Origin of the sequence: Microbacterium paraoxydans, from assembly GCF_020524545.1 — a bacterium.
GTDB classification, from domain to species: Bacteria; Actinomycetota; Actinomycetes; order Actinomycetales; family Microbacteriaceae; genus Microbacterium; species Microbacterium paraoxydans_C.
Genome location: NZ_JAIVLG010000002.1, coordinates 231,589 through 247,299 on the forward strand (window position 1 = coordinate 231,589; position 15,711 = coordinate 247,299).

Genomic DNA, 15,711 nt, shown 5'->3' on the forward strand with positions numbered 1-15,711 from the left:
GGGCGCTTGTCCTAGGCTTGCTGCGTGCGCATCCGGCTCGACATCGCCTACGACGGCACCCACTTCCGCGGGTGGGCGAAGCAGCCGACGCTCCGCACCGTGCAGGGGACGCTCGAGGCCGCGCTGGCCAGGATCGTCGGCTCCGACGTGCAGTTCGTCGTCGCCGGACGCACCGACGCCGGCGTGCACGCGAGCGGTCAGGTGGCGCACGTCGACCTCGACGAGAAGCAGTGGTCACGCATCGAGTCCCGTCAGGGGCGCGCGCCGCTGGAGCCCGCTGAGACCATCGCGGGTCGCATGCGGGGCGTGCTCGGTGCGTACTCGGATGTGACGGTCACGCGCACGTCCATCGCCCCGGAGGGGTTCGATGCGCGCTTCTCGGCCGTCTGGCGACGATACCGCTACCGTCTCGCCGACGCGGTGGCGGGGTTCGATCCCCTGCGTCGCCTGGACACGACGACGATCCGCGGTCGTCTCGACGAGCAGGCCATGGACGCCGCTGCGCGCACGCTCATCGGCCTGCACGACTTCGCGGCGTATTGCAAGCCTCGCGCGGAGGCGACGACCATCCGCACGCTGCTCGACTACCGGTGGGAGCGCGACGCCGAGGGCGTGCTCGTCGCCGAGGTCAAGGCCGACGCGTTCTGTCACAGCATGGTGCGGGCGCTCGTCGGCGCCTGCGCGGCCGTGGGGGAGGGGCGCCTCGACGTCGACGACCTCGTGACGCTGCGCGATCGCCTCACCAGGACCAGCGAGTTCAAGGTCCTGGCCGCGCGCGGACTCATCCTCACGGAGGTCGGGTACCCCGCTGACGATCTGCTTGCCACCCGAGCCGAGCAGACGCGGGCGCGTCGCGACGGGACGAGCGGCAGCGACTGACGCACGGCGGCACGCCCCGTGAACGACGGAAGAGGGCCGACCGTCCTGGTCGACCCTCTCCACGAAACCCTGCTGTGTGTCAGCTGCCGGCGAGCTGCTGATCCAGATCCTGGATCGCCCGCATCATGCCCAGCAGTGACTCCGACATGTCATTGATACCGTCCACCGCGGTCTTCAAACCCGTCGTCAACTCCGTGTACCCCTCACCGAACTTCCCCGACGCATGCTGCGTCTTGAAGTCCTCACCCAGAAGAGTGTCCACCTGACCCTTCAACGTATCCAACTGCCCCTGAATGTCATCACGAGCCTGCGACAGCGAACCCGCCACCTGCTCCATCTCCGCATAAGACGCACCGAAATCGGCCATCGCCCACACCTCCGCAAATCAAAGAACCGGACCCCTCCGGCCCGAACACCACCACCCTACGGGCCCACCACCAACACCGTCGATGGGCACAACTCCCCATCACGAGAGGCGCGCATCGACGCGATCCCGTACGCAGGCTCTTCGAGCGCATTGCCCGTCGCGGTGCCACAGCACCACCTTCGGCGATCCGGAGCAGGGGCACAGCAGGGGCGAGTAGCGTGGAACGGTCATGAAGGTCATCTCGTACAACCTCCGCAAGCACCGCGCCGCCGTCGAGCTCGCCGCGCTGGTGCGCGAGCACGACCCCGACATCCTGTGCCTGCAGGAGTGCGACGTGGCAGACCTTCCAGACCGCATCGGCGATCTCGTGCTCGCGGACGCCACGCAGGGCAATCGGCTGGGCATCGCTCTCTTCTACCGCGCGAGCACCTACCATCTGCAGTCCATCCGGATGCTCGGGTTGAAGAAGTCGCTGCATGATCGCATCGCCAAGCCCGCGCACGAGCGCGTGCTCGGGGCGAGACTGCGCGACATCGACGACGGCCGGGACTTCATCGTGGCCTCGTTCCACGCCGCGCCGCTGACCGCGTTGAACTCGCTGCGTCGTCACCAGATCCGTGCCGCGCTCACCGAGCTCGCCTCGCTGGGCGAGGGTCTGCCCCAGCTGATGGTCGGGGACTACAACTACCCGGTCTTCAAGGAGAACCTCGGTCAGGCCGTCCGCAACCACGGCTACGCCCTGTCGCTCAGCGATGACCACACCTACACGCGCTATCGGGTCTTCCGCGGGCACTACGACTTCGCGACGTCGACCGGATTCGAGATCGAGCGCATCACCACACTGCCCCAGGGGGCGAGCGACCACCGGCCGATCCTCGTGACCGTCAAGCCCGACTGAGCAGTGCGGTTTGGGCATACCGCACCACGTGGCGTATGATTTCCCTTTGGTGCCTTTGCCCGCGTGCGGGAGAGGGCATCGTCCGAACGTGAGCCCTCCACTGGCGTGTTCCCCTCTCTGCCCGCTCGATGAGCCTGAGAGGAAGAACCACCCCGGAGTGGGATTCACGAACTTCTCCGTTCGACACAAGAAAGCAGCACTATCGTGACGCGCACTTACACCCCCAAGGCTGGCGAAGTCCAGCGCGATTGGGTCGTCATCGACGCCACCGACGTCGTTCTCGGCCGCCTCGCCTCGCACGCCGCCACTCTTCTGCGTGGCAAGCACAAGCCGACCTTCGCCAACCACATCGACTCGGGTGACTTCGTCATCATCGTGAACGCCGACAAGGTCGCGCTCACCGGTCAGAAGCTCCAGAAGAAGCTGGCTTACCGTCACTCCGGTTACCCGGGTGGCCTGAAGTCGGTCACCTACGCCGAGCTCCTCGAGAAGAACCCGGTCCGCGCCGTGGAGAAGGCCATCCGTGGCATGCTCCCGAAGAACAGCATCGGGCGCCAGCAGCTGTCCAAGCTCAAGGTGTACGTCGGTGCAGAGCACCCGCACGCCGCGCAGCAGCCGACGCCGTACACCCTCGACCAGGTCGCCCAGTAAGCGCCGTAAAGACTTAAGGACATACTCGTGGCTGACATCCAGGACACCACCGAAACCCCCCAGAACTTCTCGACGTCGACTCCGGAGACCGAGACGGTCGAGGCGGCTCCCCGCCCCGTCCTCAGCGTCCCCGGTGCCGCTGTGGGCCGTCGCAAGCAGGCCATCGCCCGCGTGCGCCTCGTCCCCGGTTCGGGCACCATCACGGTCAACGGCCGTACGCTCGAGGACTACTTCCCGAACAAGCTGCACCAGCAGCTGATCAACGACCCGTTCACCGCGCTCAACCTCGCCGGTGCGTACGACGTCATCGCCCGTATCTCGGGTGGCGGCGACTCGGGCCAGGCCGGTGCGCTGCGCCTCGGCATCGCCCGCGCCCTGAACGAGATCGACGCGGAGAACAACCGCCCGACCCTGAAGAAGGCCGGCTTCCTCTCGCGCGACGCTCGCGTCAAGGAGCGCAAGAAGGCCGGTCTCAAGAAGGCCCGCAAGGCGCCTCAGTACTCGAAGCGTTAAGGTCCACTGCTCCGATGCCGATCTTTGGCACGGACGGCGTGCGAGGACTCGCCAATGGCATCCTCACCGCCGACCTGGCGCTCACCCTGGCCCAGGCGACTGCTGTCGTCCTGGGCCAGGGCCGTACTGCGGAGGCTCGCAAGGCCGAGGGCAAGCGACTCACCGCAGTGGTCGCCCGGGACCCCCGGGTCTCCGGACACTTTCTGACCGCGGCCGTCTCCGCAGGTCTCGCCTCTTCGGGGGTCGACGTGCTCGAGGCGGGGGTCATCCCCACGCCCGCGCTCGCGTTCCTGGTGGCCGATCGTGACGCCGATTTCGGTGTCATGATCTCCGCATCGCACAACGCGGCGCCCGACAACGGCATCAAGATCTTCGCGCGGGGCGGGCGCAAGCTGCCCGACGTCGTCGAACAGCGCATCGAAGAGGCCATGCACGGGGAGATGCTGCGTCCCACGGGCGCGGGCGTCGGCCGCATCGACCGGTTCTCGGATGCCGAGGACCGCTACGTCGTTCACCTGCTCGGCTCGCTGCCGAATCGCCTCGAAGGCATCCACGTCGTGCTCGACTGCGCTCACGGTGCGGCCTCCGGAGTGTCTCCCGAGACGTTCCGCGATGCGGGAGCCGAAGTCACCGTCATCGGCGCGGATCCCGACGGGTTGAACATCAACGAAGGTGTCGGCTCGACCCACCTCGACAACCTCGCCGAGGCCGTCGTGCGCCTGGGCGCCGACATCGGCATCGCCCATGACGGAGATGCCGACCGCTGCCTGGCCGTCGATGCCGATGGCAAGGTCATCGACGGGGACCAGATCATGGCGATTCTCGCGCTGTCGATGAAGGAGCGCGGTCACCTCACCGACGACACGCTCGTCGCGACCGTGATGAGCAACCTCGGACTGCACGTCGCGATGCGTGAGCATGGGATCACCGTCCGGCAGACCGCTGTCGGCGACCGTTACGTGCTCGAGGACATGAACGAGGGCGGCTACGCGCTCGGCGGTGAGCAGTCCGGCCACGTGATCATGAGCGAGTACGCGACCACGGGCGACGGTCTCCTCACGGGGCTGCACCTGGTGGCCGAGATGGCGCGGCAGAAGAAGACGATCGCCGAGCTCGCGTCGGTGATGACCGTCTACCCGCAGGTGCTCATCAATGTGCGCGATGTCGACAAGGACCGTGTCTCCGAGGACGAGGTCGTGCAGCAGGCCGTGCGCGACATCGAGATCGAGCTGGGGGACACCGGTCGCGTGCTATTGCGCAAGTCCGGCACCGAGCCGCTCGTCCGCGTCATGGTCGAGGCGGCCGACGCCGAATCGGTACACGCTTACGCAGGGCGCCTCGCTGAGGTCGTCCAGGAGCGTCTCGCGCTCTGAGCCCTGAATTCCCTCGGATCCGGCCGGTCGCTGCTTTCAGCGCCCGGCCGGTTCTTCGTTCGCTGTGAGGGCCTTGCTCTAGGGTGCCGCGCAGATCCGGTAGAGGTCGCTGGCGACGAGAGTCTCCGTCGAGCACTCGAGACCGGTGAGCCGGGGAACGCCCGCCATCGCCGGTGCGTCGAAGAGGCCGACGTGCGCGCCGGTGAGCACGATCGGAGGGACCGCCGCACCCCACGGCTGCGCGGCGAGCCACTCGACATCGTTCTCGGTGACCCAGGCGCTCAGGGGTGCCACGGCCGCCCGCTGACGGTCCAGCGTGAGCGTTCGCGGTTCGAACGACGACGCGACGTGTGCGGCAGCGCCTCCGGCGACGACCACGGTCAGGAGCGCAACCGCGACGACCCCGATGACGCGCACGGCGCCGCGCCGAGGGAAGCGCGCCACGGACCAGACGGCGACCGCGGCGATGACAGGGAAGAAGGCGTAGACGGCGGGAGCGGGGTGCCGTACCCACAGCGGCAGCCGCGATGCGGTGGCCCACCACCCGATGAAGGCGAGTGCGCCGACGAGCGCCGCGAGGGCGTACGCGATCACGACGCGCTCGGCCTCCGTCGCCGTGCGCCACCTCCGGAGGATGCCCACGACGGCGAGCACGACGGCGAGGAGGGCACCGAGCGTCGCGAGCACCGGTGGCAGGGACCAGGACCCCGCGAGGGTGTCGAGCTTCTGCAGCACGGTGGTCGCCGCATCGCCTTGCCCGCCGCTGCGGACGAAGTACACGAGGGCGCGCAGGTGCTCCACGTAGCCCGAGAACCCGAGCGAGACCAGCGCGGTCATCTCGACGAGCAGCGTCGGCGCGGCGACCACCAACAGCGGCAGCCATGATCGCCGCAGTGTCTCCCGAACGCGTGCCCACCCCGCGCCGTCCGAGAGCGCCCACAGGGCGACCGCGAAGGCCGGGAGGGCGAGGAGCGCGATGAACTTCGCCTGGATCGCGAGCCCGAGGAGGAGACCGGCCAGCCACGCCCGGCGGGGGAGCACGATGAGCGCCCACACGATGAGGGCCGCGGCCGGGATCTCGCCGAGGAGGTCGGCCGGTCCTTGGATGGGCGATACGCCGGCACCGGCGGTGAATGCGAGGGGCACGGACACGGCGAGCAGCGCGGCCCAGCGACCGCCGATCCGTCGTCCGAGAACCGCGAGGCCGGCGAGGAGCGCCACCCAGAAAGCCAGGGGGACCAGTCGTGCCGCCAGCACCGGGTCCATTCCGGTCGCGAGGAGCGCAGCGACGGGCAGGAGCACGACCGGTCCGGTCGAGATGCGGGGGTCGAACGGGGTGATGGTCGAGCCGGAAAGGGCTCCATCGCTCGAGTATCCGAGTCCGTCGAGCAGGTTGCGAGGGACGGTGAGGTTGAACGCCTCGTCCTCCCAGAACGGCCACACCACGAGGCTGTGCCAGGCGACGATGACATGCCCGCCCAGCAGGGCGACCGCGGCCACCCAGAACACGATGGTGCGTGCGCGGGTCATCGCGCGACGGCCTCCGGTCGTTGAATGGAGCGCAGAGGAGCCGACGGACGCAGGGAGAGCGTCCACGCCTCGACGAGCGCGATGCGGACGAACCGGCGCAGGCGCTTCGGCGGGAGAGCGACGGTGCCGCCGCGTCCCCACATCGTCCCGGTGGTCGAAGCGCCTCGGCGGGGGATGCTCTCGACCCGCAGATAGCGCACGGTGAACCCTGCGCGAGCCTCCGCGAGCGAGAAGTGCACGTGCGGCACCGTGGCGTCGGCGGGCGTGGCTTCGACCAGGGCCCGCAGCGCCGACGTGCGGTAGGCCCGCAGCGGCGTGTTCACATCGGGGATTCGGCGCCCGGCCGCCAGCGCGATCAGAAGGCCCACGGACCCAGTGAGAACCTTGCGATACCAGGGGTCCGTGCGACCGTCGCGGACGCCGTGGACGACATCCGCGTTCTCGCCGTCGAGTGCGGCGATCAGCCGCGGGAAGTCGCGGCCGTGGAACTGCCCATCGCCGTCCACGTGCACGAGCACGTCGGGGTCTGCGGCGAGACCGGCACGATAGGCCGCCAGAGCGGTAGGACCGTGCCCGCGGTTGAGGGGCTGCACCTCGACCGCGACGTCCTCGACGTCCTCGAAGACGGCCGCGGTCCCATCGGTGGAGCGGTCGTCCGCGATGTGGAAGGTGACGCGGTCGACCACCGGGGACAACGCCTCCCGGATCTCGTCGATGAAGCTCTGGATGCCCTCGGCCTCGTTGTAGGCGGGCATGACGACGGCGAGATGGCGGAGGGTCACGGGATCCTTGGGGTGGCGGGCTGCGCGGGGAACAGCAAGTAGCCTAGTTGAGCTATGGATCTTCCCACCCGACTGCGTCGGCTCGCCGGCGTCGGCAGCCGCTTCCTGGTCGTGGGCGCGGTGAGCACGCTCATCGAGGTCGGTGTCTTCAACCTCTTGGTGTTCGTATGGGGCTGGGATGTCGTCGCCGCGAAGATCGCGGCCTCGTTGGTCGCGCTCATCAACGCCTACATCGGCAACAGGGAGTGGACCTTCCGCCACCGTGATCGCCGCGGACGGGTCGCCGAGGTCGTGCTCTTCCTCGCCACGAACGTCGTGTGCACCGCCATCGGCGCGGCACTCGTCTGGGTGGGAGTCGAGATCTTCACGGTCGTGCTCGACCGTCAGCCGGGCGCGGTCGCCGTCAACGTCGTGAACCTGACGAGCATCGTGATCGTGGTCATGCTGCGCTTCGTGCTCTACCACGGCATCGTCTTCCGGGTCTCGCCCCCGAAGTAGCGGGGCGCGGGCGAACCGGTCAGGCTCGTGCCTTGACGCGCTTGCCGGCGGTCTTCGGCTTCTTGGCGCGCTTCGTCCGCTTCTTCTGGTGCGGCGAGGAGCCGCTGTCGGCGTCATGGGTCGATCCGTAGGTGTAGGCGCCGTAGCCGTAGCTGTCGGGGCCCTTCGTGGGGAGCATCGTGACGACGATGCCGAGCATCGGCACACCGGCGTTCTCGAGAGCGCGGAGCGCGCCTGACAGTTCCTGCTTCTTCGTCTTGCCGGAGGCCGCGGCGAGGATGACTCCGCGGGTCTTACTGCCCACCACGGCCGCATCGGTCACCAAGAGCAGCGGTGGTGCGTCGATGAGGACGTAGTCGAAGTAGTCGCCGAGCGACTTCAGAACCTGATCCATCGCGGCCGAGCCCAGCAGCTCGCTCGGATTCGGCGGCACCTGGCCGCTGGGCAGCACGTAGAGGTCCGTGGCGCCCCACTTCCGAAGCACGTCCGCGACGTCCACGCGGCCGATGAGGACGTCGGTCAGTCCGACCCCGCCTTCGATGCCCAGGTAGTCGGCCACGCGTGGCAGACGCAGGTCGCCGTCGAGCAGCGCGACGCGCGCGCCGGTCTCGGCGAGGGCGATGGCGAGGTTGGCGGTGGTCGTCGACTTGCCTTCGCCCGGGCCCGCGCTGGAGACAACGAAGATCCGCGGACCGGAGTCGAGGTTCAGGAACTGCAGGTTGGTGCGCAGGCTGCGGAAGGACTCCGCGCGTGGACTGCGCGGATCGGCGTGCACGATCAGCGGGCGCTTCGGGGCGTCCGGATCGAAGGCGATGCCACCCAGTACCGGACCGTCGGTCAGTGTCTCGATGTCGTGGAGCGTGTGGATGCGGTTGTCGAGCACGGTCCGCAGCATCGCGATCGCGGCACCCAGCGCGAGGCCCACGACACCGCCGAGGACGATCAGCAGGCGGACGTTGGGGCTGGTCGGCGTGGACGAGGCGACGGCGGGCTCGGTGACCGTGATCCGCACCGGGCTGACGGCGTCTTCGCTCGTGGGCTGCTCGAGCGTCTTCTGCACCGCGTCCTGGAAACTCGCCGCGACGGCGTTGGCGATGGCCGCAGCCTGCTCGGGATCGCCGTCGGTCACGCTGACGTCGATCAGCACCGTGTTGAGGGGCGTGGTGGCCGTGACGCGACTGCTCAGCCCCGCGACGGAGTCATCGAGATCGAGCTCCTCGATCACCGGCTCCAGCACCAGCGCCGTGTCGACGACGTCGACGTAGCTCGTCACCATCTGCCGCGCGAACGTCGTCCCCTGGACGAGGTCGCCGGTGGCGGCGCCCTCGGTGCGGACGGACACGTACAGCTGCGTGGAAGCGACGTATTTCGGCTGCTGGAGCGCGGCATAGCCGGCGCCGCCGGCGAAACCGAGGATCAGCAGGACCAGGATCAGGATCCAGTTCCTGTGCAGCACACGCACATAGTCGCGAAGTTCCACGCGGCGATTCCCCCTGTTGCAGAGCGACGTCGGCCGAGGGGGCGAGCCGCGAAATGGTATCCCGATATTCTTTCACAGCGGCGGCCGAGGGCCGGCGTTGCCGACGATCAGCGCGTCTGCGCGGTGGCGGCGCCGTGCGTCGTCGTCGACGACGGGGGCATCGGTACCTTCGTGAGCACGGTGCCGAGCACCCTCGCTCCGACCGACTCGATGCTCTTCGCCGCGTCCGTCAGATGGTTCGCCTGTGAGGAGCCGGAGGCGGCGATCAGCAGAGCACCGGTGGTGACGCGAGCGATCACCGCCGCATCCGTGACGAGCAGCAGCGGCGGCGCGTCGATGATGATGATGTCGAAGGCCGCAGTCAGGGTCTCGACCAGGTGCTCCATCGCCGGTGCGCCGAGCAGCTCGGCCGGGTTCGGCGGGACCGTGCCCGACGGCAGGACGAACAGGGCGCTGCGCCCCCAGCGCTGGAGGACGTCGCTGACCCCGACCCGTCCGGCGAGGACGTCACTGAGCCCGATGCCCCCTTCGATGCCGAAGTATTCGGCGACACGGGGTAGGCGTAGATCGCCGTCGACCAAGGCCACTCGTTGTCCTGCATCCGCGAAAGCCAGAGCGAGGTTCGCGGCCGTCGTCGATTTCCCCTCGCCCGGGCCTGAGCTGGAGACGACGAAGACGCCCTTCCCTCCCATCGTGAAGAACCCGACGTTGGTCCGCAGGCTGCGGAAGGCCTCTGCCCTGAGTCCGTGGGGGGCCGCGCTGATCGCGAGCGGGTGGTCACCGGTGTCGGCGTCGAGGGGGATCTGCCCGAGCACGGGAACGGGGACGGCGGCCTCGACGTCGGTGGCGACCCGCACCCGCCGGTCGAGGGTCGCGCGCAGGAGCGCCACGCCCACACCGGCGGCCAGGCCGAGCACGCCGCCGAGGGCGAGCGACAGCCGCAGGTTCGGGGCGACGGGTGTCGTCGGCACCTGGGCGGGTTCCAGGGTGACGACGCGGATCGTGAAGGCGGCGGCCTGCTCGCGCTTCTCGAGCGTGTCCGTGACGACGGTGGCGAAGCTCTCGGCGACGGCGTTGGTGATGCGCGCCGCCTGACCGGGGTTGCGATCGTCGACCGTGATCGTGATGATCGCGCTGTTCAGCGCGGCGGAGGCGCGGATGGCTACCGGCGCCGCAGCGAGTCCCAGATCCTCGACGACGGGTTCCAGCACGAGCGAGCTCGTGATGACCGCGCGGTACGTCTCCACCGCCTGCTTGGCGTAGCCGGTGGCGAGAGCGCGTTCGGCGGGTGTGGCGGTGTCGGCGACCTGCGCGGTGATCATCACCTCGGTCGAAGCCTGGTAGCGCGTAGGAGTGAGCATCGCGATGAGGGCGCCCGTGGACAGACCGATCAGAACGCCGGCGACGATCACCACGATCTGCCGGCGGAGCACCCGAAGGTAGTCGTGGACGTCCATGGCTCTCCAGCGTGGTCGGTGCGATCGACGGTATCGTCTCCTGAGACTACCGATTCCCCTGAAGGTGACATGAGTGCCCTGAGCGATCTCTTCCCGGACGGCCCGCGCGCGGGCGACGCCGGAGCAGCGGTGCTCGACGACCACCACACCGCCCAGCGGCTGCGGCAGATCATCGGCGAACCGCGGGAGGCCGAAGTCGCGACGCGTCCCCTCGCCGACCGGAGCGAGCTGATCGACATGGTCGAGGCGGCCAGGCGCACAGCGGTTCCGGTCGCGGCAGGCGCGGACGCGCCCGGGCGTGCGAGCCGCCGACCACGACGGAGGTTCGATGCGGTGACATTGACCGCCGCTGCGGTCGCAGTCGTGGCCGTCGCGACGGCGACTGTCGTCGGAGGGATCCAGATGGCCAGCGCCAGCCCGGCATCGAGCGCGCTGGAATCCTTGGAAGCCGACGAGGCCGTGGCGCAGAACGCGTACCAGTCGCTGAAGATCGCGCGGGACCGCCTCGTCTCCGACCTCGACGCGCAGACCGTCGACGCCGCACAGCTGCGCGCTGCACTGGTCGAGACGGCCACGGCGCCGGACCCGGCGGGCCGTGCGGACGATGCTCCCCTCTCCGTGACGGATGCGGATGCGCTCGCCGCCGCACTCGCTGCGCTGGACGCTTACGTGTCGGGACTCGCGGCGATCACCGTTGCGGAGTTGCCGGCCGAGTATGCGCGCGGGCAGATCGACGAGGATTCTCTCGTGCAGGTCGGCGGTGCGATCGACGGGGTGCAGGAGCGACTGGTCGCATTGGATGAGGCGACGGCGGAGGCCCGCGCGCTGCGCGGTCAGCTCGATGCCCTGCGACCCGCCGCGTCGCGCGCCGTGGACGCGTACGCCGCGTCCTTCGTCACCGCTGCTGATGCAGCCGTCGGCCGATACCCCGATGGTGAGGAGGCGCTGCGCACGGCAGTGTCCGATGCGGCCGCCAGGGTCGTCTCGGCGGACCTGTGGTCGGCCGAGGGGCGGTCGGCGCTCACGGCCTATCGGGACGCGTTCGTGTCGCTCGTCGCGGATCAGCTGCGGTTCGAGATCGAGCGGGAGAACAGGGAGAACGCGCAGCAGTCGTGGCCACAGCAGAACGGCACGCAGGATCCGGGGCAGGACGGATCGACGGGCCAGAACCCGGTGGATCCTGCCGACCCCGTCGATCCTGTCGATCCTCCGGATCCGGTCGATCCGGAGACACCGCCGGAGGACGGCGGAACCCCGTAGTGGAGAAACCTGCTCGTTCCCTGTGAGAGCATATCTCCAGGGGAGTGAAGAAAGCCGGAGGGGGCATCAGATCGTGAATCAGCAGGATGGATTCATCGACGTGTCCACCGGCGGCATTCCGATAGCGGCTGAGGTTTCGGTCCAGCAGCGCCGTCGGCGCCTGCTGTCGGCCGTGGTCGATGGACTCGCGTGGAGCTTCGGTGTCTCCCTCGCCATCGCCCTGCGCTTCGAGTTCGTCATGGATGCGCAGGGGTGGATCTCGACGGCCGTGCTCGCCGTCACCGCAGGCATTATCCAGATCGTCGTCGGGTACGCCACCACGCTGTACCGGGGCCGGTTCAGCTACGGTTCCTTCGACGAGGTCCGTGCAGTCGCGCTGATCGTCGTGCTCGAGGCGATCTTCCTGTCCCTGATCGTGATCCCGGTCGGCCCGTTCGTCGGCATCCCGCGCGGCACGCTGCTGCTCGCCTTCCCCTTCGTGCTCCTGTTGATGTTCGGCGTGCGCTACCTGGCGCGGCTCCTCATCGAGCGCGCCCGCAAGCCCGGCGAGGACGCCGAACCCGCGCTGATCATCGGAGCCGGGTTCCTCGCCGACAAGCTGCTCGCCAACATCACCACCGATCCGAGCTCGCCCATCCGCGCCGTCGGACTGCTCGACGACGATCCGGCCAAGCGAAACCTGCGGCTGCGCGGCGTCGCCGTCGTCGGAACGACCCGCGACCTGGCGGATGCCGCACGGCGCACCGGTGCGCGGCTCGCGGTCATCGCGATCCCGAGTGCCGACAGCTCGCTGCTGCGCGCGCTCAGCGACCGTGCCGAGGCCGCGGGCCTGCGCGTCGCCGTGACGCCCACCCTCGCCACCCTGGCGTCGGGGGAGCAGGCGGTCACCGATGTGCGCGACATCAGCATCGAGGATCTGATCGGTCGCCACCCCGTGGACACCAACGTCGAGCTGATCGCCGGCTACGTCACCGGGCGACGCGTGCTCGTGACCGGTGCTGGCGGCTCCATCGGCTCGGAGCTGTGCCGGCAGCTGGCGAAGTACGGTCCGAATGAACTGATCATGCTCGACCGCGACGAGACCGGGCTGCAGGTCGCGCAGCTCGGCACCGCCGGACACGGGCTGCTCGACACGAACGACGTCGTGCTCGCCGACATCCGTGACGTCCCCACGCTCGATCGGGTGTTCGACGAGCGGAGGCCCGAGGTGGTCTTCCACGCGGCAGCCCTCAAGCACCTGCCGATGCTCGAGCAGTATCCGGACGAGGCATGGAAGACGAACGTGCTCGGCACGCTGAACGTGATCAACGCCGCGCGGCGCGTGGGCGTCACGACCTTCGTGAACATCTCCACGGACAAGGCCGCCAACCCGACCAGCGTGCTCGGGCACTCCAAGCGCGTGGCGGAGAAGCTCACCGCCTGGGCGGGGGAGGACACCGGGATGCGGTACCTCTCCGTGCGGTTCGGCAACGTCATCGGCAGTCGTGGGTCGATGCTTCCGACGTTCCAGCGCCTGATCGCGGAAGGGCGACCGATCACGGTCACGCACCCCGAGGCGACGCGCTACTTCATGACCATCCCCGAAGCCTGCCAGCTGGTGGTCCAGGCCGGTGGCATCGGACGCACGGGGGAGGTGCTGATCCTCGACATGGGTCAGCCGGTCTCGATCCTCGAGGTCGCCAAGCGCATGATCGCGATGTCGGGCAAGAGTGTCGAGATCGTCTTCACCGGACTCCGTCGCGGCGAGAAGCTGCATGAGGAGCTCGTCGGTTCGCGCGAGAACCTGGAGCGCCCCTTCCACCCGAAGGTCTCGCACACGAGAGCGGACGTCATCACGCCGGAGCGGCTGGACGAGGCAGGGTGGCTGGATCGGATGTACGCGAGCCCGCGGGACAACGACACGACCGTCATCGAGCCCATCCGCATGAAGAGGGCGGCGGACGCATGAGTGAGCCGCAGGGACCGGAGCACGTCGGCACCCGAGGAATGAGCGGGAGCGAGTGACTCCGTTCGTCTGGATCGCCGCGACGGTATCGTGCACAGTCAGCCTGGTAGCTGTCATCGGGCTCCGCCCGCTGTTGCGCCGGTACGCCGTCGTCGACACGCCCACTGATCGGTCGTCTCACACGCAGACGACTCTCCGCGGCGGAGGAATCGCCCCGATGCTGGGGGTGTTCGTAGGCACGCTCGTCGCTGTGCTCGCGCCGGACGGCCTCGCGGCGAGCGTGATGATCGCCGTCGTCGCCGGATCACTCCTTTCAGCGGTGCTGGGCCTGATCGAGGATGTGCGCGGGCTCAGAGTCCCCGTCCGAGCGTTCGGACAACTCATCGCCGGCGTGGCCGTCAGCCTCCCGCTCGCTCTGATATTCGAGCAGCCGTGGTGGCTCGCCGTCGGAGCAGCAATCGCCATCGCCGCATTCATCAACATCGCCAACTTCATGGATGGAATCAACGGCATCTCCGGCGTGCACGCCATCCTGATCGGCGGAGCCTATGCCATCGTCGGTGCGCTTGCCGGCCTGCCATGGGCGACCGCGCTCGGTCTGATCGTCGCCGGTGCATTCCTCGGGTTCCTTCCTTGGAACATCACGAAACCGGGACTGTTCCTCGGCGACGTCGGCAGCTATCTCCTCGGCGCCGTCATCTGCGCGATCGGCATCGCGATCTGGTGGGCCGGTGTCCAGCCGGTCGTCGCAGTCGCTCCTCTCTCGATCTATCTCGCCGACACGCTCTTCACGCTCGGCAGGCGCGCATCGCGGGGCGAGGCCATCCTGCAGTCGCACCGTTCCCACCTCTATCAGCGCCTCACCGACACGGGCCTCGGTCACGCGGCGGCGACGGGCATCGTCGGCTGCTTCACCCTTCTCACGAGTGCGGTCGGCGTCGCCGCAGTGGCAGGGGTCATCGCCGAATGGCTCGCGTGGGTCCTGCTCATCCTGCTCTGCGCGCTCTACATCGCACTACCGCGTTTGCGCGGAAGTCGCATCGCACCGCCGACGTCCATGGCGGTCCCCGCGATCGCCGCGCCGGAACCGGCCGTGATGCGCCCCGACCACGCACCGCGCGTGTGGGCGGTGACCGGCTCGACCGGATTCGTCGGCGGGGCGGTCGTCGCGCGCCTGCGTCGGGACGGCGTGGAGGTGCGCACCGTGCAGGCGCCGCGCCTGCGGTTGCCCGTCGAGGTGGACTCGCCGAGCGCCATCGCAGACCACGCAGCGCACAGCGAGACGCGCGTGGAACTCGCGGCGCAGCTTGAGGGAGTCGACGTGGTGATCAACGCCGCCGGGCTCGCCACTCCGGGCGCGCCGCCCACTGCGGAACTCTACGGAGCCAACGCGCTCCTCCCTGCGGTGGTGCTCCAGGCCGCAACCGACGCGTCGGTGCAGCGCGTGATCCATCTCAGTTCAGCGGCGGTGCAGGGCCACCGCCCTGTGATAGACGAGAGCATCGAGGCACAGCCGTTCTCACCGTACTCGCGCTCCAAGGCCCTCGGCGAACGCGCTTTCTTCAGTGTGCCGAGGGCGGATGACGTCGACGCAGTGGTCATCCGGGCGACGAGCGTGCAGGGGCCCGGCAGGGCGACGACGGACTCCCTCCGCCGCGTCGCGCGATCAGCACTCGCCTCGGTCGCCGGCGACGGCAGCCGGTCCACCGTCGTGAGCAGCATCGACGGGTTGGTCGACTTCATCGTCGATGTCTCGACGTCCACGAGTGTCGTCGGGCCGATCATGCTGCAGCCGTGGGAAGGCCTGTCGACCGCCGACGTCCTCCGCGAAGCCCGCGGCTCCGAGCCGCGGCACCTGCCGCCCTGGTTATGCCATATGGTGCTCGGCTCCGCGCGACTGGTCGGGCGTGTGGTGCCGGAGGTCGCCGGCATCGAACGCCGGGTGGCCCTGATGTGGTTCGGACAGGCGCAATCCTCGGCCTTCGCTGCGGAGTTCTCCGCGGACTCGGACAGGCTGCGGCGGATTCTCCGCGGGACCTGACGCCGATTACGCTCGAATCGATACACACACGACGGAA

Annotated in this window: 14 protein-coding genes; 9 read left to right on the forward strand and 5 right to left on the reverse strand. The window is 68.9% G+C overall.

The genetic code is table 11. The features are described from left to right. Positions 1 to 24 precede the first annotated feature (24 nt). The gene (gene truA / locus LC041_RS05765; protein ID WP_226531999.1) at positions 25 to 879 is read left to right on the forward strand and encodes a tRNA pseudouridine(38-40) synthase TruA; all 855 of its coding nucleotides are present in this window, start codon (positions 25 to 27) and stop codon (positions 877 to 879) included. 79 nt (positions 880 to 958) lie between these two features. On the opposite strand, the gene LC041_RS05770 is transcribed toward truA, so the two are convergent. Then, on the reverse strand, positions 959 to 1,246 hold the full coding sequence (locus tag LC041_RS05770; RefSeq protein ID WP_226532000.1) for a WXG100 family type VII secretion target: 288 nt from the start codon (positions 1,244 to 1,246) through the stop codon (positions 959 to 961). A gap of 229 nt (positions 1,247 to 1,475) precedes the next feature. On the opposite strand from LC041_RS05770, the gene LC041_RS05775 reads away from it, so the two are divergent. The 4 genes from LC041_RS05775 to glmM all read left to right on the forward strand — a co-directional run bounded on the left by LC041_RS05775 (position 1,476) and on the right by glmM (position 4,681). Further along, positions 1,476 to 2,144 (forward strand): endonuclease/exonuclease/phosphatase family protein, encoded by a 669-nt coding sequence (locus LC041_RS05775; RefSeq protein ID WP_226532001.1) that lies wholly within the window; start codon positions 1,476 to 1,478, stop codon positions 2,142 to 2,144. A 204-nt stretch (positions 2,145 to 2,348) separates the two neighbouring features. Then, positions 2,349 to 2,795 (forward strand): 50S ribosomal protein L13, encoded by a 447-nt coding sequence (gene rplM, locus LC041_RS05780; RefSeq protein ID WP_045263678.1) that lies wholly within the window; start codon positions 2,349 to 2,351, stop codon positions 2,793 to 2,795. A gap of 27 nt (positions 2,796 to 2,822) precedes the next feature. Then, a complete protein-coding gene (gene rpsI / locus LC041_RS05785) occupies positions 2,823 to 3,308 on the forward strand; it encodes a 30S ribosomal protein S9 (RefSeq protein WP_226532002.1) in 486 nt (161 codons plus the stop codon). Between the two features lie 14 nt (positions 3,309 to 3,322). Beyond that, positions 3,323 to 4,681, forward strand: a complete 1,359-nt coding sequence (gene glmM / locus LC041_RS05790; RefSeq protein WP_226532003.1) for a phosphoglucosamine mutase — start codon at positions 3,323 to 3,325, stop codon at positions 4,679 to 4,681. A gap of 78 nt (positions 4,682 to 4,759) precedes the next feature. Here the strand turns inward: glmM and LC041_RS05795 are convergent, their stop codons facing one another. Together LC041_RS05795 and LC041_RS05800 are read right to left on the reverse strand one after the other, a co-directional pair. Next, on the reverse strand, positions 4,760 to 6,211 hold the full coding sequence (locus LC041_RS05795; RefSeq protein WP_226532004.1) for a hypothetical protein: 1,452 nt from the start codon (positions 6,209 to 6,211) through the stop codon (positions 4,760 to 4,762). Beyond that, entirely contained in the window at positions 6,208 to 6,993 is a 786-nt protein-coding gene (locus LC041_RS05800) for a glycosyltransferase family 2 protein (protein WP_226532005.1), read from the reverse strand. The genes LC041_RS05795 and LC041_RS05800 overlap by 4 nt, the downstream gene beginning before the upstream one ends. A gap of 54 nt (positions 6,994 to 7,047) precedes the next feature. Between LC041_RS05800 and LC041_RS05805 the strand changes: the two genes are divergently transcribed. Further along, positions 7,048 to 7,491 (forward strand): GtrA family protein, encoded by a 444-nt coding sequence (locus tag LC041_RS05805; protein WP_226532006.1) that lies wholly within the window; start codon positions 7,048 to 7,050, stop codon positions 7,489 to 7,491. A 19-nt stretch (positions 7,492 to 7,510) separates the two neighbouring features. Here the strand turns inward: LC041_RS05805 and LC041_RS17310 are convergent, their stop codons facing one another. Both LC041_RS17310 and LC041_RS05815 read right to left on the reverse strand, forming a co-directional pair. Beyond that, on the reverse strand, positions 7,511 to 8,971 hold the full coding sequence (locus tag LC041_RS17310) for a polysaccharide biosynthesis tyrosine autokinase (protein WP_226532007.1): 1,461 nt from the start codon (positions 8,969 to 8,971) through the stop codon (positions 7,511 to 7,513). Between the two features lie 107 nt (positions 8,972 to 9,078). After that, a complete protein-coding gene (locus LC041_RS05815) occupies positions 9,079 to 10,428 on the reverse strand; it encodes a polysaccharide biosynthesis tyrosine autokinase (protein ID WP_226532008.1) in 1,350 nt (449 codons plus the stop codon). A gap of 69 nt (positions 10,429 to 10,497) precedes the next feature. On the opposite strand from LC041_RS05815, the gene LC041_RS05820 reads away from it, so the two are divergent. The 3 genes from LC041_RS05820 (at position 10,498) to LC041_RS05830 (ending at position 15,674) form a co-directional block, all read left to right on the forward strand. Continuing rightward, entirely contained in the window at positions 10,498 to 11,688 is a 1,191-nt protein-coding gene (locus LC041_RS05820) for a hypothetical protein (protein WP_226532009.1), read from the forward strand. Between the two features lie 73 nt (positions 11,689 to 11,761). Then, on the forward strand, positions 11,762 to 13,636 hold the full coding sequence (locus LC041_RS05825; RefSeq protein ID WP_226532010.1) for a polysaccharide biosynthesis protein: 1,875 nt from the start codon (positions 11,762 to 11,764) through the stop codon (positions 13,634 to 13,636). Between the two features lie 52 nt (positions 13,637 to 13,688). Then, entirely contained in the window at positions 13,689 to 15,674 is a 1,986-nt protein-coding gene (locus LC041_RS05830) for an NAD-dependent epimerase/dehydratase family protein (RefSeq protein WP_226532011.1), read from the forward strand. Positions 15,675 to 15,711: the final 37 nt, after the last annotated feature.

Excerpts from the sequence above, each read along its gene's own strand:
- LC041_RS05770 (WP_226532000.1), bottom strand. The coding sequence starts at position 1,246 with ATGGCCGATTTCGGTGCGTCTTATGCGGAGATGGAGCAGGTGGCGGGT.
- glmM (WP_226532003.1), top strand. The coding sequence starts at position 3,323 with ATGCCGATCTTTGGCACGGACGGCGTGCGAGGACTCGCCAATGGCATC.
- LC041_RS05775 (WP_226532001.1), top strand. The coding sequence starts at position 1,476 with ATGAAGGTCATCTCGTACAACCTCCGCAAGCACCGCGCCGCCGTCGAG.
- LC041_RS05805 (WP_226532006.1), top strand. The coding sequence starts at position 7,048 with ATGGATCTTCCCACCCGACTGCGTCGGCTCGCCGGCGTCGGCAGCCGC.
- LC041_RS05815 (WP_226532008.1), bottom strand. The coding sequence starts at position 10,428 with ATGGACGTCCACGACTACCTTCGGGTGCTCCGCCGGCAGATCGTGGTG.
- LC041_RS05820 (WP_226532009.1), top strand. The coding sequence starts at position 10,498 with ATGAGTGCCCTGAGCGATCTCTTCCCGGACGGCCCGCGCGCGGGCGAC.
- LC041_RS05795 (WP_226532004.1), bottom strand. The coding sequence starts at position 6,211 with ATGACCCGCGCACGCACCATCGTGTTCTGGGTGGCCGCGGTCGCCCTG.